Raw genomic sequence first — 18,780 nt, forward strand, 5'->3', positions numbered from 1 at the left:
TCAGTTCATCGAATAAATCTTTTTGTCTATTCTCAACGAGTGCCCACACAGATTGCATAGGTCAAATTGTTAAAGAGCGTTGACTTGCGAAGCGTTGCTTCGCTCGGTCAGGGCTGCGTATATTACTCGCCTTGCCGATGAAGTCAAGAAGAAATTTTATCTTTTTGTTGATGCCAACCGGCGAAAACAAAACCTCTTTTTGACTCCCCTAACGCGTTGTCGGCGTTAAGTAGGTGGGCTATCTTAATCATTTAAAAACTGACGTCAAGCGTTTATTTTTATTTGATTTTTTGCCCCGACATGGCCGCTGAGCGCTTGCCCTGTGTGCCGTGTCGATGGAGGCGCATTATAGAGAAGTTGCTCACCTTGGCAAGAGGGAAAAGCGACTTTTTTTAGAAAAAGCCGCCGTTCGGTCAAACAATCAGCGTTATGGCCTAAAAGCGGGCAAATTGCTCGCCGAATTCCGCCACTTTACGCCAATCCGTGTATTCCACTTCCTTGGTCGTGTCTGTTTCCCCACCCGTAATATGCATGATAAAGCGAATCATCACTCGATCGAACCATTTATAGCGTGGGTAGTAGAGTGCGCCCGCAAACACACCATGCAGTTCAGGGGTCCACGGTGACTTCTCAATAAACTTACGGCTATAAGCGCTGGTCTCTGGCGTATCTTTGCCCGGTTTACGCGCAGTGAGATTGACACTAAAGAATGCAGCTTTCGCCGCTTTGAGCTGGTCAATATGCGTATTGATAAATTGGTACAGCTTTTTATTAAAGTGGCCATATCGGATAGACGCGCCAATCAGCACGCGATCATAATCACTGAGATCGAGCTGAGGAAGCTGATGAATATCCTTTATCTCACACTCCGCCGATTCACCCAGCTGTTTCTCGATAAAATGCAGAATCTTCTTGGTCTGCCCTTCTCGGCTAGAGTGCAGTAGTAAGACTTTTTGCGTTGCGTCCTGTTGCGCGCTCATGTTCTCTCCTTCCCCATTCGGCTAGCTGCGCCAGAATGTGGGCGTAAATAAAACCAATAACGTGAATATCTCTAAACGGCCAAAAAGCATCGCGAGGATCAATACCCATTTGGCCGTATCATTAATATCACCAAAGTGAGCGGCCACTTCTCCGAGTCCCGGCCCTAAGTTATTGAGGGTCGCAGCAACGGCAGAAAAAGCAGTTAACTCTTCAATCCCCGTCGCAATTAAGGCCAACATGCAAATGACAAAGACCAGCGCGTAAGCTGAGAAGAATCCCCATACGGCATCGACCACTTGTTGCCGTAGCGCCTTATTCCCGACTTTGATGGTATAGACCGCGCGAGGGTGCACTAGCCGTTTTAGCTCCCGTGTTCCTTGCAGAGATAGCAGCAGAATACGGATCACCTTCATCCCGCCACCAGTTGAGCCAGCACAGCCACCAATAAACGATGAAAACAAGAGTAAAACTGGGAGGAACAACGGCCAATGGGCGAACGTCGTCGTGGTATAGCCGGCAGTGGTCGAAATGGAGACAGACTGAAACAAGGCTTGGGTTAATGTCTCTGTCGGACCGTCGTACACTTGGTGCCCGCTTAGCATGGTGAAGACCACCAGCCATAACAAGAACTGAATCACCAAAAAGGCGCGAAACTCAGGGTCACGGAGATAAAACTTTATGTTCAGGCCATTATTGGCAAACGCGGCAAAGTGCAACGAGAAATTACATGCAGAGATCAGCAGAAAGACAACCGTGATAAGGTTGATGGCGGTGCTATCAAAATGTCCGATACTGGCATCATGGGTTGAAAAGCCCCCAATCGCTACAGTCGAAAAACTGTGTCCAATCGCATCAAAGGCTGACATACCTGCCAACCAATAGGCCAACGCACAGCTCACGGTCAAGGTCAGATAAATGTACCAAAGCACCTTGGCTGTCTCAGCTATTCGCGGTGTCATCTTGGTATCTTTGACAGGACCAGGGATTTCTGCACGATAAAGCTGCATGCCCCCGATACCGAGCACAGGCAGAATCGCCACCGCTAACACAATGATCCCCATGCCGCCGAGCCATTGTAGCAATTGACGATAAAACAAAATCGCTTTGGGAAGCTCATCCAGTCCCACAATCACGGTTGCACCCGTTGTGGTTAAGCCTGAAAAAGATTCAAAAAAGGCTTCGCTGACGGAGAGGTCGGGTTGCTCCGAGAGTATCAAGGGTACCGCACCCGCACTGCCAATCACCGTCCAAAACAAGACTACAATCAAAAAGCCGTCACGGGCTTTTAGCTCATGTTTATTGCGACGGTTTGGAAACCATAGTAACCCACCGCCGGCAAGCAATAGAAAGAAGGTCAGTACAAAAGGATAACCTGCACCGTCTCTATATATAAACGCGACCAGCGCTGGTGCGAGCATCGTAATGCTAAACAGGGCCAGTAATAAGCCGACGATGCGGGTGATGGAACGAAATTGCATAGCCTGACGTGGCCCTCTTATCGGCGACAGTATTCAACTGACGTCTCGTCGTTACACGTAAAGCAGGCTAGGTGCCTGACGTTTATTCATTTTCCAGCGGAGACACATGGGCCTGACCGCGGGTCTGGTTTTTTAATGCTTCTAAAAAATCGGCGACAAATCGTGCGTCAATACGCACGGTTAATCGCACATTATGACTGAATTCTGCATCAAGCTGAACGCCGTGGTATTGCTTGAGTAAGGATTCAATTGTATCAATGTGAGCATATTCACAGCTTAAGACATAAGGAACCGTGACAGCGATTTCTCGCGTTTCCATCATCGCCAACGCTTGTTGCACACTACTTCCGTATGCTTTCACCAAGCCACCAGTACCCAGCTTTACCCCACCGAAGTACCGCACCACCACCGCGCAAATTTCACCGACATTCGCACCAGAGAGCTGCGCGAGCATGGGCTTACCCGCCGTACCTGCAGGTTCACCATCATCGCCACATCCCCACTGCACGGAGGATTCAGGCCGACCCGCGACGAATGCCCAACAGTGATGACGTGCATCTGGATAAGTCTCACGGAGTGATTGAATAAATTGTTTGGCGTCTTCTTCTCCTTGCGTATGAGCAAGGTAGGTAATGAAGCGACTTTTCTTTATCTCCTGCTCACAGCGAACTGTTTGAGCAGGAACCCGATAGGGAGTGATGGACATACACAGCTCGACCCAATACTTTTCCCCGTCAGTCTACCATAGCCCATCAGAGAATAACGCAGTGTAAAGCTTCTACTCACACCACATATTTTAAACATTCGTTTAACTTTTGGTTGTCATTTCTTATAACAATGATCCACACTAGGTCGCATCTGGTCTAACCAGAACACTCTTCAACCAGGATGGTACTGCCAACGTGGAGAACGACCATGATCTACCAAGGAGATAACCTTTCAGTTCGTGCATTGGATAACGGCATTGCAGAACTGACGCTGGACAGCCAAGGTTCTGTCAACAAACTGGATCTTGCAACGCTGGAAAGCTTAAACGAAGCGCTGGAAGCGCTTGCGGGCCAAGACATTAAAGGCTTACTACTCACCTCAGCCAAATCAGCCTTTATTGTGGGCGCGGATATCACAGAATTTCTCGGCCTGTTTGCCAAGCCAGATCAGGAACTGTCTGACTGGGTGGCGCGTGCTAACGCTATTTTCAACCGCTTGGAAGACCTACCTTTCCCAACAATCAGTGCCATTAACGGCCATGCTCTTGGCGGTGGTTGTGAGTGCGTACTCGCCACTGACTTACGCGTGGCGAGCACTGACGCCCGTATTGGCCTACCTGAAACCAAACTAGGTATTATGCCGGGCTTTGGGGGGACTGTTCGTTTGCCACGTCTTGTTGGCGCGGATACCGCAATGGAGCTGATTACCGCAGGAAAAGACAAGCGCGCCAGTGCTGCGTTGAAAGAGGGACTGGTCGACGCGGTGGTAGAGAGCGACAAACTGCGTGATGCCGCGATAGCCATGCTTACTCAAGCCATTGAAGGCAAGATTGATTGGCAAACCCGCCGCCATCAAAAACAACAACCTTTAGCCCTTAATCGCACCGAAGCGGCGATGAGCTTTACCATGGCCAAAGGCATGGTCGCTCAGGTTGCTGGTAAGCATTATCCCGCTCCGATGGCGGCCGTTAAGGCGATAGAAGAAGCCGCAAGCCTTGGACGTGATGAGGCGCTTGAGGTTGAGAACCGTTACTTTGTTAAATTGGCCAAGACTGACGTTGCCAAAGCCCTTGTGGGCATTTTCCTCAATGACCAAGTCATTAAGGGCAATGCAAAGAAAGCAGCCAAACAAGGTAAAGATACGCAGCGTGGAGCTGTGCTCGGCGCAGGCATCATGGGCGGCGGTATCGCGTATCAATCCGCGCTGAAAGGCGTGCCGGTAATGATGAAAGACATCGCGCCCCAGTCATTGGAACTGGGCATGACGGAAGCGACCAAGTTGTTGAATAAGCAACTTAGCCGCGGTCGCATTGATGGCTTTAAAATGGGCCAAGTGCTGTCATCAATCACTCCAAGCCTCCACTATGCGGGCATTGAGCACAGCGATGTCGTGGTCGAGGCTGTGGTCGAGAACCCGAAAATCAAAGCGAGCGTACTCAAAGAAGTGGAAGCGCTAGTCAGTGACGATACGGTGATTGCCTCTAATACCTCCACCATTCCAATTAACACCCTCGCCAAGTCTTTGGCCCGCCCAGAAAACTTCTGTGGCATGCACTTCTTTAACCCGGTTCATCGCATGCCATTAGTGGAAGTGATTCGTGGCGAGAAAACCTCTGATGAAACCATCGCGCGCGTGGTGGCTTATGCCGCCAAGATGGGTAAATCGCCCGTGGTCGTCAACGACTGCCCTGGCTTTTTCGTCAACCGCGTATTGTTCCCCTACTTCCATGCCTTTAGCTTGCTACTGCGTGACGGGGTGGACTTCCAGCGCATTGACAAAATCATGGAAAAACAATTTGGCTGGCCTATGGGCCCTGCTTATCTGCTTGATGTGGTTGGTATCGATACCGCACATCATGCTCAGGCAGTGATGGCAGAAGGCTTCCCAGACCGTATGAGTAAATCTGGCCGTGATGCCATTGATGTGATGTTTGAGGCCGAGCGCTTTGGTCAGAAAAATGGCAAAGGCTTCTATCGCTACACCACAGACAAGAAAGGCAAGCCGAAAAAAGAAGCCGACGAAGCAGTCTCTGCGTTGCTCGCCCCCGTGATTGAAGGAGGTCAAGCAGAGATCAGTGACGAGGATATTATCGCTCGTATGATGGTGCCGATGATCAACGAAGTCGCCCGCTGCTTGGAAGAAAACATCATTGCCTCTCCGGCAGAAGCAGACATTGCTTTGGTTTACGGTATCGGCTTCCCTCCATTCCGAGGTGGTGCCTTCCGCTACGTGGATACCTTGGGTGTCGAAAACTATGTCGCCATGGCAGAAAAGTTTGCGGATCTCGGTGCCTTGTATCACGTCCCCGCTGATATGAAACGTCGAGCTGGCGACAAACAGGCTTATTTTGATGTTACACCGGTCAACGCACCGCAATCAGCCTAAGTTTAAGGAGAGAACAATGAACAATGTAGTGATCGTTGACTGTATCCGTACCCCCATGGGCCGTTCGAAAGGCGGTGTATTTCGCAACGTCCGCGCTGAAGATCTATCCGCGCATCTGATGAAATCTCTGCTGGCACGCAACCCTGCGGTAGAAAGCACCAGCATCGAAGACATCTACTGGGGCTGTGTACAGCAAACGCTCGAGCAAGGTTTTAATATTGCCCGTAATGCGGCACTCCTTGCTGGCATTCCACATAGCGTGGGTGCAACCACCGTCAACCGCCTGTGTGGCTCGTCGATGCAGGCTCTCCATGACGCCGCCCGTGCCATTATGGTTGGCGATGGCGATACCTTCTTAATTGGTGGTGTGGAGCACATGGGCCATGTTCCCATGAACCATGGCGTCGACTTCCACCCAGGGCTGTCAAAATCCGTCGCCAAAGCCGCCGGTATGATGGGACTGACCGCAGAAATGCTTGGCCGTATGCACGGCATTAGTCGTCAAATGCAAGATGAGTTTGCGGCGCGCTCCCATGCCCGTGCGCACGCCGCTACCGTTGAAGGCCGCTTTAAAGACGAGATCGCGCCGATTGAAGGCCACGATGCCGATGGCCTGCTCACCTTGGTGGAAAATGATGAAGTGATTCGCCCAGAGACCACCGTAGAGAGCCTCGCCGGTTTGCGTCCCGCCTTTGATCCGGCAAACGGCACAGTGACAGCAGGTACTTCATCGGCCCTTTCCGATGGTGCGGCAGCAATGCTAGTGATGAGCGAAGAGAAAGCCAAAGCACTAGGCCTGCCAATTCGTGCTCGCATCCGCGCGATGGGCGTTGCAGGTTGTGACCCATCCATCATGGGCTATGGCCCGGTCCCAGCGACCAAAAAAGCGCTCAAACGTGCGGGCCTAAGCATCGATGACATTGACTTGGTCGAACTGAATGAGGCATTTGCTGCCCAGTCTTTGCCTTGTGTGAAAGATCTCGGCCTGATGGATAAAATGGATGAAAAGGTTAACCTCAATGGAGGTGCCATTGCGTTAGGACATCCATTAGGGTGTTCAGGCGCACGCATCTCGACCACCTTGTTACATCAAATGGAGCGTCAAGATGCGACAATAGGCTTGGCAACCATGTGTATTGGCTTAGGCCAAGGCATCGCCACCGTGTTCGAACGCGTCTAACGATGAACCTATCATAGACAAAGAGCGGCTGAGTCCGCTCTTTTTTTTGGCTTGCGTCATCCGAATCGCAATCGCATAGTGATTGATGTAACGCAAGTGGTGGTAACTTCATCCGGCCTAGTATGGCCGCTCACTGACTTCAACCGGGAGAATGCCATGTTTAACGCGCTTGTCCTTGAACAACACGAAAAGCAAACCCTCGCTAAAATAACCTCACTCGATGACGATTTGCTCCCAGACGGTAATGTGACTGTCGATGTCGATTTTAGCTCCTTGAATTATAAAGACGGCTTGGCCATCACCGGAAAAGGTAAGATTGTTCGCCAATTCCCCATGGTGCCAGGTATCGACTTTGCCGGCACGGTGGCTGATAGCCAACATCCCGATTATCAACGCGGCGATAAAGTGGTGCTCACTGGTTGGGGCGTCGGTGAAGCTCACTGGGGAGGTATGGCAGAGAAAGCGCGAGTAAATGGAGACTGGCTCGTTCCCCTCCCTGAAGGCCTCACTGAGCAACAGGCAATGATGGTTGGTACCGCTGGGTTTACCGCCATGTTGTGTGTGCAAGCCTTAATCGATGGCGGCGTAAAACCTGAAGATGGTCCTGTGTTAGTCACCGGCGCGAGTGGCGGCGTTGGCTCGGTCGCGGTCACCTTATTGCATGCTTTGGGCTATCGCGTCAGTGCAGTCACAGGCCGACTTGAAGCCAACCAAGCGTGGCTTAAACAACTAGGCGCTGACGACGTGCTACCGCGTGAGTCCTTTAGCGCACCCGGTCGCCCGCTAGACAAGCAACAGTGGGCTGGCGCAATTGATACCGTAGGCAGTCAAATGCTTGCCAATGTCCTCTCACAAATCCAGTACGGGGGGACGGTCGCCGCATGCGGCCTTGCCGGCGGTTTTGATTTACCCGCAACTGTGATGCCGTTTATTTTGCGCAATGTGCGATTGCAAGGTGTTGACTCCGTTTCTTGCCCGAAAGCACAACGTCAAGCTGCGTGGCAGTCACTTACCAAGCTACTCCCAGCCAGTTACTTTGAACAGGCATGCCACACTATCGCACTGGCGCAAACCCCAGAATATGCGGATAAAATTATTCAGGGCGAGGTGAAAGGCCGCGTGGTGATTGATATTGCTCACCAAGGCTAATCCACGCAAAAAGGCCAATCTTTGTTACAGGTTGGCCTTTTTTGGTGACGTACAGACAAAAAAAATCCCGCTCTGAAAGCGGGGAAGCCCAAGAAAACTGGGAGTGAGTGTAGCTGTTGAGTGAGTTAGCCTAGTCAGGCTGCGAACGTGGTGTCGAAGTGGCTAAGGTTTCCACCAATAGCCCCAGCGCTGCAGCGCAAATTGCTAGTGTTGCCAAGAGAGCGTGCTCATGACTTTGCGTTAATTCCCAAAAAGCGAGTCCGCTCAGCCCTGTGTAAGCAGCGATACGATGTCCATAAGCTAAGCCTAATTTGCCCGTTTGTGCTTTTCTCATGACCTCGCCTTTCGTTAACGACTTGTTAATTAATCTACACATTCTTTTTACAAACACAACCCTGTTTGAATAATTCCTCGCCATAAGTATGATCAGACCGACATTTTTCGAGGTATTTAACATGACTGCCCCTTTTGACCATGCCGATCTCCAACTTGATGCCATAGGCCTACGTTGCCCCGAGCCAGTAATGATGGTGCGTAAGCGTATCCGCCATATGGATGACGGTCAGACCTTGCTTATCACCGCGGATGATCCCTCCACGACACGGGATATCCCGAGTTTTTGTCGCTTTATGGACCATACCTTGGTCGCAGCCCAAACAGAGACCGTGCCGTTTCAATTTTTGATCAAAAAAGGGCTGGCATAACGCCAACCCTTATCGAACCATCATTGTCTTGCGCTAACTCAGTAGATACCAGGTATCAAGGACAGCCAACGCCGCAAACATGGCTGCGGCGAGCGCCCGTACCACCGCAAATGGCACATGACGTTGAATTCTATCACCGGCCAACACCACGGGAACATTGGCCAATAGCATGCCAATGGTTGACCCAATCACCACAATCCAAAGCGCATCATTAAACTGAGCGCCCAATGCTGTGGTTGCGATCTGAGTTTTATCGCCGATTTCTGCAACAAAAAAGGCACTGAAGCTCGCCCAGAAAGCACTTTTACCCTGAATCCCTTCTTCCTTAAGCTTGTCAGGGATCAGCATCCATACCGCCATCACGCTAAAACTGATGATCAAAACAATATGCAATACGGTATCGGTCAGTATATCGGCCGCGACCACCCCGAGCCAGGCGGCAATGGCGTGGTTGACTAACGTCGCCACGAAAATAGCAAAGATAATCACCGCGGGCTTACGAAAACGTGTCGCTAACGCCAGCGATAGTAGTTGGGTTTTATCCCCGATTTCCGCCAAGGTGACGGTGGAGATAGAAATAGCAAGAACGCTCATGACATTACTCATCTGGGGCAGGGCTTATTATGATTCAACCACGACAACACACACGCCCCACCCCGGTTCGTGCGATTGTCGTTGGTCTCGTCAAGCCCAGAGCACCTAATGGCAGGCTTGCAATCACCATGAAGATTTTGCTTCAACTATGTTGATGATTGCCCCACTGACTGTGCAGTGGTCGACTACTCCCCAAGACGGCGCTAGTGTACGATTTGAACAATCGCTTGGCAACTTCTATTCCTCCTCCCTCTATATGCAGAAAATAAGCGAATCAAAGGCGCACAAAAATCCGCCAGCCCCCTACTGCTTGAGCGCACTGCGAGTTATAATTGCCAGCTATTTTCTCCATTCATCAACTCGCGCGAACCTGACAATGCATAAATTCGATATCAAAACCTTTCAGGGTATGATCCTCGCGCTGCAGGATTATTGGGCCCAGCAAGGCTGTACCATTGTTCAGCCGCTAGACATGGAAGTGGGTGCAGGTACCTCCCACCCAATGACATGCTTGCGTGCACTTGGTCCAGAGCCTATTGCAGCGGCTTACGTTCAACCTTCTCGTCGTCCTACCGATGGGCGTTATGGCGAGAACCCGAACCGTCTGCAGCACTACTACCAGTTTCAAACCATCCTGAAACCGTCACCCGATAACATTCAAGAGCTGTATTTGGGCTCGCTGCGTGTGCTGGGTATTGATCCAGAAGTCCACGACATTCGCTTTGTGGAAGATAACTGGGAAAACCCAACGCTTGGCGCCTGGGGCCTAGGCTGGGAAGTCTGGCTTAACGGGATGGAGATCACCCAGTTTACCTACTTCCAACAAGTCGGCGGGCTGGAATGTAAGCCGGTCACTGGTGAGATTACCTACGGTATCGAACGTCTGGCGATGTATATTCAAGAAGTCGATTCTGTGTATGATCTGGTTTGGACCGATGGCCCATTTGGCAAAGTGACCTACGGCGATATTTTCCACCAAAACGAAGTGGAGCAATCGACCTACAACTTTGAACACGCTGATGTTGATTTTCTGTTCCGCTACTTTGATCAGTGCGAAGCCGAAAGTACCAAGCTACTGGATCTCGAGCAGCCGCTCCCTTTGCCTGCTTACGAACAGATCCTAAAAGCCGGTCATGCGTTCAACCTGCTGGATGCGCGTAAAGCCATCTCAGTGACTGAACGTCAACGCTATATTCTGCGCATTCGCACACTGACTAAACGTGTCGCCGAAGCCTACTACGCATCTCGCGAAGCGCTGGGCTTCCCGATGTGCCGACACACCAAATAAGGGAGCATCATGGCAACGCAAAATTTCCTGATTGAGCTCGGCACTGAAGAGCTACCACCCACAGCCTTGCGCACCTTGGCTGAAGCTTTTGCCAGCCAATTCGACGCACAATTGAAAGACGCTGATCTGAGCCACCAAGGGATTACTTGGTACGCCTCCCCACGTCGCTTAGCACTTAAAGTTGCGGCGTTGAGCGATCGCCAGCCAGATAAAGTGGTTGAGAAACGCGGACCTGCGGTCAGCGCCGCCTTTGACGCAGATGGCAACCCCACCAAAGCGGCCATGGGTTGGGCGCGCGGTAACGGGATTGACGTGAGCGAGGCCGAGCGCCTAAAAACCGATAAAGGTGAATGGTTGCTGTATCGTCAACACGTACCCGGTCAAGCCATCGACGCCTTATTGCCGGTACTGGCCGACAACGCCCTGAGCAAACTGCCTATTCCTAAACCCATGCGCTGGGGTGACAAAGACACCCAGTTTATCCGCCCAGTGAAAACCTTAGTGATGCTGTATGGGGACACCTTGATTGAAGGCACCATCCTTGGCGTGGCATCCGATCGCGTGATTCGCGGTCACCGCTTTATGGGTGAATCGAGCTTAACGCTGGATCATGCTGACCAATACCCAGAGCGCCTCGAGCGTGAAGGTAAGGTCATGGCCGATTATGAAAAGCGTAAGGCATTGATTATTAAAGATGCCAAAGCAGCAGCTGCCGCGGTTGGTGGGATGGCTGAGCTGGATGAAGACTTGGTTGAAGAAGTCACTTCACTGGTGGAGTGGCCAGTGGTACTGACTGCCTCTTTTGAGGACAAGTTCCTTAAAGTGCCATCAGAAGCGCTGGTGTACACCATGAAAGGCGACCAAAAGTACTTCCCTGTCTATGACGCTAACGGCGAGCTACTGCCTAAGTTTATCTTCGTATCTAACATTGAATCGAAAGATCCGACGCAGGTTATCTCAGGGAATGAAAAAGTCGTGCGTCCTCGCCTCGCGGATGCTGAGTTCTTCTTTGATACTGACCGCAAGCGCCCATTGATTGATCGCCTGCCAGAGCTAGATAGCGCGGTATTCCAAAAGCAATTGGGTACCATCAAAGATAAAACCGATCGCATTACTGCACTCGCAGGACAGATTGCAGAGCGTATCGGTGCCGACAAGGCACACACTGAGCGCGCAGGCCAACTGGCTAAGTGTGATCTCATGACCTCGATGGTGTTTGAGTTCACAGAAACCCAAGGCGTGATGGGCATGCACTATGCGCGTCATGATGGCGAGCCCGAAGCCGTAGCGCTGGCGCTGAATGAGCAATACTGGCCGCGCTTTGCCGGTGATAAGCTGCCTACGACGCCGGTTTCCTCAGCACTCGCGATGGCTGACAAAATGGATACCATCGTGGGCATCTTTGGGATTGGTCAAGCACCTAAAGGCAGCGACCCCTTCGCCCTGCGTCGTGCCGCGTTAGGCGTCCTGCGTATTATCGTCGAGAACGGCTATCAGCTTGATCTTGTCGACCTCATCCGCGATGCCAAAGCTCAGTACGATGACCGTCTGACTCACAAAGAGGTAGAGGCGGATGTCCTCGACTTTATGCTAGGTCGTTTCCGCGCTTGGTACCAAGATATGGGCTATAGCGTGGATATCATCCAAGCGGTGTTGGCACGTCGTCCAACCAAGCCTGCTGACTTTGACAGTCGCGTTAAAGCGGTGTCGCACTTCCGCAGTCTTGAAGAAGCCGAAGCACTGGCTGCGGCCAATAAGCGAGTGGGTAATATCTTGGCCAAGTATGACGGCGAGCTTCCTAGCAGCGTCGATACTAGCTTGCTCCAAGAAGACGCTGAAAAAGCATTGGCGGACGTAGTGGCAGAGAAAGTCGCCGCGGTTAAACCTTTATTTGCTGACAGCGATTATCAAGGCGCGTTGACCGAGCTGGCGCAATTACGCACACCGGTTGATACCTTCTTTGATAACGTGATGGTCATGGCAGATGATCCTGCACTGAAAGCCAACCGTTTGGCGATGCTTCACCTTATCCGTGAGCAGTTCCTCAACGTGGCAGATATCTCTGTTCTACAGAAGTAATTATCAGCAATACACGACTCAGCCCCGCTATGACGCGGGGCTTTTTTATTAAATTAAGGTGTCTCTACTCTTAACGCCTTACCCGTGATTGTCTCTCCCTATCCAAGCGTCCTGATGGTTTCACGTGGAACAATCAGCGCCTAAATCACTGCTGCAATGGTTCGGTCAAGGTGTACCGATAACGTAACAAGTCCGTCAATCGTACGCCCTATTGATTATCTGATAACGAGCTCTCGATACTTTCTTTTGCACAATAGATTGTTGTATGTTGATGGCTGTTTAACCATAACAACAACACCGAACCTTGAAGGCAGTAACCATGGAAGTCACTCACTTTGGCGAGAAACTCGCTAACCACTCAGGCATCACGCAACTAATGGACGATCTGAATGATGGCTTACGTAACCCAGATGCCATTATGTTGGGTGGCGGCAACCCTGCAGCCATCCCAGAAATGCTCGAGTATTTTAAAACGCTTAGCCAGTCAATGTTAGAAGATGGCAGTCTATTACATGCCATGACCAACTATGATGGCCCCCAAGGTAAATCGGCATTGCTCAATGCGCTTGCTGAACTTCTTAATCAGACCTATGGTTGGCAACTCTCAAGCAAGAACATCATGCTGACCAATGGCAGCCAAAGTGCATTCTTCTATCTGTTTAACCTATTAGCTGGACGCTACGCCGATGGTAGCCACAAAAAAATCTTGCTGCCCCTAGCGCCCGAATATATCGGTTATGGTGACACCGGCATCAACGACGATATCTTTGTTAGCTACCAACCTGACATTGAATTATTGGATAACCGCCAATTTAAGTACCACGTCGATTTCAGCCGCCTAAAGATTGATGAAAGCATTGGCGCCATCTGTGCTTCCCGCCCGACTAACCCGACCGGGAACGTGTTAACCGATAACGAAATTCAACAACTGGACCAACTCGCACGCGACAACAATATTCCACTGATCATCGATAACGCCTATGGCACGCCCTTCCCTGATATTATTTTTGAAGACGTTGCACCGTTCTGGAATGAAAACACCATCCTCTGCTCTAGCCTCAGTAAGCTAGGGTTGCCGGGTGTGCGTTGTGGGATTGTGATTGCGAATGAAGCCGTGATCAGTGCGATGTCAAATATCAACGGCATCGTCAGTCTGTCACCAAACAGTGTGGGGCCAGCAATGGCGCTAGCGATGATAGAACGCGGTGATCTATTACGCTTAAGTAAAGATGTCGTTCGCCCTTTCTACCAACAAAAGTCGCAGCGCACATTAAAGATGGTGCTGGAAACCATTAACAATGAGCGAGTTCGTGTTCATAAGCCAGAAGGCGCTATCTTCCTTTGGCTCTGGTTTAACGATCTCCCAATCTCCACCCAAGAGTTATATAAACGCTTAAAGGCCCGCGGTGTACTTGTTGTCCCCGGAGAGTATTTCTTTATTGGTGTGGAGCACGAAGGCTGGGATCATGCTAAACAATGTATTCGCATGAACTATGTCCAAGAAGATGATGCCATGCAACAAGGTATAAAAGTGATTGCCGAAGAAGTCGCGCGCGCCTACAACGAAGGATAAATGTTGGTTTCACGTGGAACATAGGTACACACATGTTCCACGTGAAACCTCTTATTACGCCTCTTGCCAACGCGATAACGCTCTATACTATTTCCCTTCTCGCCGCTATCTAACCTGCCCATTTTTGCTAATTGCTGAAAGACGACTTTGCCCTTCATCAGCCTAAGCCCTGACTGTTGGTTGTTCAACCTACCCAACGAATCCGCATGTTATATATCAAAGTGCCTTTAACAGGCACATGGTTTGGTTTGGTTTGGTTTGGTTTGGTTTGGTTTGGTTTGGTTTGGTTTGGTTTGGTTTGGTTTGGTTTGGTTTGGTAAATGATATTGAATCGTTCGTAAAGATAATCCAAAGGTTCCACGTGAAACCTATCGACTTTATTCTGTGCAACAACCCAGATTCTTTTTCACGGCTCCACCACGCGCTTTTTAAACACAGTCCATAATAGTAGGTTCAACCCGCGGCATCATTAGTGAGCGATAACCGCCCACAAGTACAGGTAAAGGGAACGTGTCTATAAAGCGAAGATGCAAAGCAGGCTTGCGAATCGGAACACCACAATTCTCTAGCCACAAAAAAGGGCAGCCATGCTGCCCTCTCCTTTTTCGTATCGTTCTGGCCGACACTTACTCAACGTTTTCGAGTAAACGGCTACCGATTTCGATGCGACGAGGTTTTTCCTCTTCAGGCACCTCACGCACTAAATCAATATGAAGCATGCCGTTTTCCATTTCCGCCCCCGTCACTTTAATGTGATCGTCGAGGTGGAACTTGCGTTCGAAATCACGCTCAGCAATACCCTGATACAAGAACTTCGTATCTTGATTACGGCTGTGTTTTTTACCTGCAACCGTGAGGCTGTTTTTTTGCTGAGTAATGTCTACTTCGTCTTGGCTAAAGCCAGCGACCGCCATGGTAATTCGGTATTGGTTCTCTTTGCCTTGCTCAATGTTGTAAGGAGGAAAACCACCTGCGTTTGACGCATTCGTGTTTTCAACCAAATCGAACAAACGGTCAAAACCAATTGCGGTACGATAGAGTGGAGAGAAATCAAAGTTACGCATAATCTTACCCTTCCTATGAAGCAATAAAATGTTATCTACGGCTTTCCAACTTGGACAAGCCCCCGGCGACCCAATGGCATCGCCTCATTACTCTATATAAGGTTGCGCGATTTGATTTCAAGCCTCGTCGAGCGATTTTTTATCATCGCTTCTCGTGTCACTGGTTATCCATCAATACAGGTGCGTTCATATATCCTCTGATCGCTTTGATAAACTACGACTCAGGATGATGGCATACCGCTTCAATGTTATTGCCGTCTGGATCAATAAGAAATGCCCCAAAGTAATGGTTGTGATACATAGGCCTAAGACCTGGCTTACCATTATCCATTCCCCCAGCCTTCATTCCAGCATCGTAAAACGCCTCCACTGTCGCTCTTGTTGGTGCTGAAAATGCGATATGACGAGGGGTATAGGGAGTCTGGGTTTCTATCACCCAAAAGATGGGCCGATCGCTTGGTCCAAAAGCACACATTCGCTGAGTCGGAAAATCAGTATTCCACTCTGCAACAAACTCCATTTGGATCGCATAGCCGAGCGGCTCAAACACCGAACGATAGAATTCTTTAGTCGCCGAGAAATTCTTTGCGTAAGTACTTAAATGATCGATCATAATTGCTCCTCATTAGGATAGCAGTATGCTTAATCAATAGGTGCTACGCGCACGAAATGCCCATCAGGATCTTGAATCACGAAGGTTCGGCCAAACACATCATCGTAAGGAGGTTGAACAACATTGATGGTTAGATTGTTCGACCATTGGTCAAAAACAGCATCAACGTCATCATTGGTGGGCACCATAATGCCAATTTCGCTTAGTCGTGTGATTGATGGTGAGGGCTGCTCGCCGCCGGTCCACAACGCGAACAAAGCATCGCCCTGCTCAGAGGCAGAAAAGGCGACGTATCTTGGGCTGGTAAACACTGGCTCACACTGAAACAGTTGCTGGTAGAAACTCACGGAACGGTCAATATTAGACACATAAACCAGTTGGAGATTAGCACGCGTTTTTATAGACATCAGGCTTCCTATCACTTTGTCGTTACGGAGCTATTGACTCTACTTACCCATAAAAATACTGTATATAAAAACAGTAATTTATTGCGTACTGCCTCGCATAAAAATAAAAAAGGCCAGCAAAGCTGGCCTTAATAGTGGTTAACCCATTGATTTACCGTTTAAACGTCAAGATTTTCCACTTTGAGTGCGTTATTTTCGATAAAGGCACGGCGTGGCTCAACTTGATCACCCATCAAGGTGGTAAATAGCTCGTCTGCAGCGACCGCATCTTGAATGGTCACCTGCATCATACGGCGACCTTCAGGATCCATGGTGGTTTCCCAAAGCTGTTCTGGGTTCATTTCACCTAGACCTTTGTAACGCTGACGCGATACACCACGCGTCGACTCTTTAATCAGCCAGTTCAGCGCTTGCTCGAAGCTTTCCACTTCTTGTTTACGCTCGCCTCGCTGCACATAAGCGCCTTCATCAAGCAGCTCATTAAGTGTTTCAGACAAGCTGGCAATACGTCCATACTCTTTCGAGTTTAAGAAGTCGTAACTCACCAGATACTTGTGATCAACACCGTGCGTCCGTACCACCAGCTCCGGCACCCACACTTGATGCTCTTCGTCTAAGCGGCAAGATGCTTTGTATTGACTTTCACCCGTTGACTTACGGTTTAGAATCGCAACGATATTTTCAACCCACTTCTTCGCCGCCCACTCATCACGCAAGTCGTCGACCGACAAGCGAGGCTGGTACAACAATTCATTGAGCAGCGAAGCCGGATAACGGCGGTTCATGCGCTTAATCAGCTTGATCACACCATTGTATTCTTTGACCAACTTCTCGAGTGATTCACCGTGCATCGCCGGTGCTTCTGGATTCACAAACAAGGAAGCATTTTCCAACGCCAACGCGACTTGGTATTGCTCCATTGCTTCGTCATCTTTGATGTATTGCTCTTGTTTTCCTTTCTTCACTTTGTACAAAGGAGGTTGAGCAATGTAGATATAACCACGCTCAATCAGCTCTGGCATTTGGCGATAGAAGAAGGTCAACAACAAGGTACGGATGTGCGAGCCGTCGACATCCGCATCGGTCATGATGATGATGCTGTGATAACGCAGCTTGTCCGGATCATACTCTTCTCGACCGATACCACACCCCATCGCAGTGATTAGGGTCGCGACTTCTTGCGACGAGAGCATCTTGTCAAAACGGGCTTTTTCCACGTTAAGGATCTTACCTTTAAGCGGCAAAATCGCTTGGTTCTTACGGTTACGCCCTTGTTTGGCTGACCCACCTGCCGAGTCACCCTCCACAATGTAGAGTTCTGACAGTGCTGGATCTTTTTCTTGGCAGTCAGCTAGCTTGCCGGGAAGACCCGCTAAATCTAACGCACCTTTACGGCGAGTCATCTCTCGTGCTTTACGTGCCGCATCACGCGCGCGCGCCGCATCGATAATCTTAGTGCACACCACTTTGGCGTCCGCTGGATGTTCAATCAAAAAGTCAGACAGGTGTTCACCCATGGCCGACTCAACGGCAGACTTCACTTCTGACGACACCAGCTTATCTTTGGTTTGGCTTGAGAACTTAGGATCAGGCACTTTCACCGACACCACAGCGGTCAAACCCTCACGAGCATCATCGCCCGAGGTCGCCGCCTTAGCTTTCTTCGAGTAGCCTTCTTTATCCATAAAGCTGTTCAGCGTACGCGTTAACGCGGCGCGGAATCCGGCAAGGTGGGTACCACCATCGCGCTGTGGAATATTGTTGGTAAAGCAGTAGATGTTTTCTTGGTAGCCGTCATTCCATTGCATCGCCACTTCAACGCTCACACCATCTTCACGCGTGTGTTCAAAATGGAATACCGATGGGTGAATCGCGGTTTTCTTATTGTTGAGGTGTTCAACAAAGGCGCGGATGCCCCCTTCGTATTTGAAGTGATCCGCTTTATCTTCTTCGCGCTCATCCACCAGCTTGATCGATACGCCTGAGTTCAGGAACGACAGCTCACGTAGACGCTTGGCTAAGATGTCATAGTTGAAATTGATGTCAGAGAAAGTTTCTTCACTGGGCCAAAAACGGATACGGGTACCGGTTTGTTCGGTATCACCAATCACCGCCAATGGGCCTTGTGGCTCACCGTGGGAAAAGTTGAGCTGGTGAATATGGCCATCACGCCAAATGGTCAACTCTAGCTTCTCAGAGAGTGCGTTCACCACGGACACACCCACGCCGTGCAAACCACCGGAAACTTTGTAGGAGTTGTCGTCAAACTTACCGCCGGCATGCAATACCGTCATGATAACTTCAGCGGCGGAGACCCCTTCTTCTTCGTGGATATCAACAGGAATACCACGACCATCATCTTTCACCGAGACAGAGCCGTCTTCGTGGATGGTCGCCACGATATCGTTACAATGTCCGGCTAGTGCTTCATCGATCGAGTTATCGACCACTTCGAACACCATGTGGTGGAGGCCGGTACCGTCGTCTGTGTCGCCGATATACATTCCCGGACGCTTACGGACGGCGTCCAAGCCCTTCAGTACCTTGATACTCGATGAATCGTATTCGTTGGACATT

The 18,780-nt window shown here is 50.1% G+C and carries 16 protein-coding genes; 7 read left to right on the forward strand and 9 right to left on the reverse strand.

Annotated features, from left to right (window positions below; all coding sequences use genetic code 11):
- Positions 1 to 434: 434 nt before the first annotated feature.
- The 3 genes from hemG to BZJ19_RS12645 all read right to left on the reverse strand — a co-directional run bounded on the left by hemG (position 435) and on the right by BZJ19_RS12645 (position 3,165).
- Positions 435 to 980, reverse strand: coding sequence for a menaquinone-dependent protoporphyrinogen IX dehydrogenase (hemG, locus tag BZJ19_RS12635; RefSeq protein ID WP_077675899.1), 546 nt, complete (start codon positions 978 to 980; stop codon positions 435 to 437).
- 21 nt (positions 981 to 1,001) lie between these two features.
- The gene (locus tag BZJ19_RS12640; RefSeq protein ID WP_069586516.1) at positions 1,002 to 2,459 is read right to left on the reverse strand and encodes a TrkH family potassium uptake protein; all 1,458 of its coding nucleotides are present in this window, start codon (positions 2,457 to 2,459) and stop codon (positions 1,002 to 1,004) included.
- 82 nt (positions 2,460 to 2,541) lie between these two features.
- A complete protein-coding gene (locus tag BZJ19_RS12645; protein WP_077675900.1) occupies positions 2,542 to 3,165 on the reverse strand; it encodes a YigZ family protein in 624 nt (207 codons plus the stop codon).
- Between the two features lie 209 nt (positions 3,166 to 3,374).
- Between BZJ19_RS12645 and fadB the strand changes: the two genes are divergently transcribed.
- The 3 genes from fadB to acuI all read left to right on the forward strand — a co-directional run bounded on the left by fadB (position 3,375) and on the right by acuI (position 7,881).
- Positions 3,375 to 5,552 (forward strand): fatty acid oxidation complex subunit alpha FadB, encoded by a 2,178-nt coding sequence (gene fadB, locus BZJ19_RS12650; RefSeq protein ID WP_077675901.1) that lies wholly within the window; start codon positions 3,375 to 3,377, stop codon positions 5,550 to 5,552.
- A 16-nt stretch (positions 5,553 to 5,568) separates the two neighbouring features.
- Positions 5,569 to 6,732, forward strand: a complete 1,164-nt coding sequence (gene fadA, locus BZJ19_RS12655; RefSeq protein ID WP_077675902.1) for an acetyl-CoA C-acyltransferase FadA — start codon at positions 5,569 to 5,571, stop codon at positions 6,730 to 6,732.
- A 156-nt stretch (positions 6,733 to 6,888) separates the two neighbouring features.
- A complete protein-coding gene (gene acuI, locus BZJ19_RS12660) occupies positions 6,889 to 7,881 on the forward strand; it encodes an acrylyl-CoA reductase (NADPH) (protein ID WP_077675903.1) in 993 nt (330 codons plus the stop codon).
- A 130-nt stretch (positions 7,882 to 8,011) separates the two neighbouring features.
- Here the strand turns inward: acuI and BZJ19_RS12665 are convergent, their stop codons facing one another.
- Positions 8,012 to 8,338: a hypothetical protein gene (locus tag BZJ19_RS12665; RefSeq protein WP_077675904.1), complete on the reverse strand. Its 327-nt coding sequence runs from the start codon at positions 8,336 to 8,338 to the stop codon at positions 8,012 to 8,014.
- On the opposite strand from BZJ19_RS12665, the gene tusA reads away from it, so the two are divergent.
- The gene (gene tusA, locus BZJ19_RS12670) at positions 8,337 to 8,585 is read left to right on the forward strand and encodes a sulfurtransferase TusA (RefSeq protein ID WP_069586522.1); all 249 of its coding nucleotides are present in this window, start codon (positions 8,337 to 8,339) and stop codon (positions 8,583 to 8,585) included. The genes BZJ19_RS12665 and tusA overlap by 2 nt on opposite strands.
- 33 nt (positions 8,586 to 8,618) lie before the next feature.
- Here the strand turns inward: tusA and BZJ19_RS12675 are convergent, their stop codons facing one another.
- Positions 8,619 to 9,179, reverse strand: coding sequence for a TMEM165/GDT1 family protein (locus BZJ19_RS12675; protein WP_077675905.1), 561 nt, complete (start codon positions 9,177 to 9,179; stop codon positions 8,619 to 8,621).
- A 376-nt stretch (positions 9,180 to 9,555) separates the two neighbouring features.
- Here BZJ19_RS12675 and glyQ point away from each other — a divergent pair, with 376 nt between their 5' ends.
- The 3 genes from glyQ to BZJ19_RS12690 all read left to right on the forward strand — a co-directional run bounded on the left by glyQ (position 9,556) and on the right by BZJ19_RS12690 (position 14,119).
- Complete coding sequence (glyQ, locus tag BZJ19_RS12680) at positions 9,556 to 10,467, forward strand: glycine--tRNA ligase subunit alpha (protein WP_046074837.1); 912 nt, start codon at positions 9,556 to 9,558, stop codon at positions 10,465 to 10,467.
- A 9-nt stretch (positions 10,468 to 10,476) separates the two neighbouring features.
- Positions 10,477 to 12,546 carry a glycine--tRNA ligase subunit beta gene (glyS, locus tag BZJ19_RS12685; protein WP_069586524.1) on the forward strand — a complete coding sequence of 690 codons (2,070 nt, stop codon included), beginning with the start codon at positions 10,477 to 10,479 and terminating at the stop codon, positions 12,544 to 12,546.
- Positions 12,547 to 12,865: 319 nt separating this feature from the next.
- Entirely contained in the window at positions 12,866 to 14,119 is a 1,254-nt protein-coding gene (locus BZJ19_RS12690) for a valine--pyruvate transaminase (protein ID WP_077675906.1), read from the forward strand.
- 626 nt (positions 14,120 to 14,745) lie between these two features.
- On the opposite strand, the gene BZJ19_RS12695 is transcribed toward BZJ19_RS12690, so the two are convergent.
- The 4 genes from BZJ19_RS12695 to gyrB all read right to left on the reverse strand — a co-directional run bounded on the left by BZJ19_RS12695 (position 14,746) and on the right by gyrB (position 18,779).
- Positions 14,746 to 15,183 (reverse strand): Hsp20 family protein, encoded by a 438-nt coding sequence (locus tag BZJ19_RS12695; RefSeq protein WP_077458063.1) that lies wholly within the window; start codon positions 15,181 to 15,183, stop codon positions 14,746 to 14,748.
- Positions 15,184 to 15,397: 214 nt separating this feature from the next.
- A complete protein-coding gene (locus BZJ19_RS12700) occupies positions 15,398 to 15,796 on the reverse strand; it encodes a VOC family protein (protein ID WP_077675907.1) in 399 nt (132 codons plus the stop codon).
- Positions 15,797 to 15,825: 29 nt separating this feature from the next.
- Entirely contained in the window at positions 15,826 to 16,203 is a 378-nt protein-coding gene (locus BZJ19_RS12705) for a VOC family protein (RefSeq protein WP_069586528.1), read from the reverse strand.
- Positions 16,204 to 16,361: 158 nt separating this feature from the next.
- Positions 16,362 to 18,779: a DNA topoisomerase (ATP-hydrolyzing) subunit B gene (gene gyrB, locus BZJ19_RS12710; RefSeq protein ID WP_077663437.1), complete on the reverse strand. Its 2,418-nt coding sequence runs from the start codon at positions 18,777 to 18,779 to the stop codon at positions 16,362 to 16,364.
- Position 18,780 lies beyond the last annotated feature (1 nt).

Origin of the sequence: Salinivibrio proteolyticus, from assembly GCF_001996165.1 — a bacterium.
Taxonomy (GTDB): Bacteria; Pseudomonadota; Gammaproteobacteria; order Enterobacterales; family Vibrionaceae; genus Salinivibrio; species Salinivibrio proteolyticus.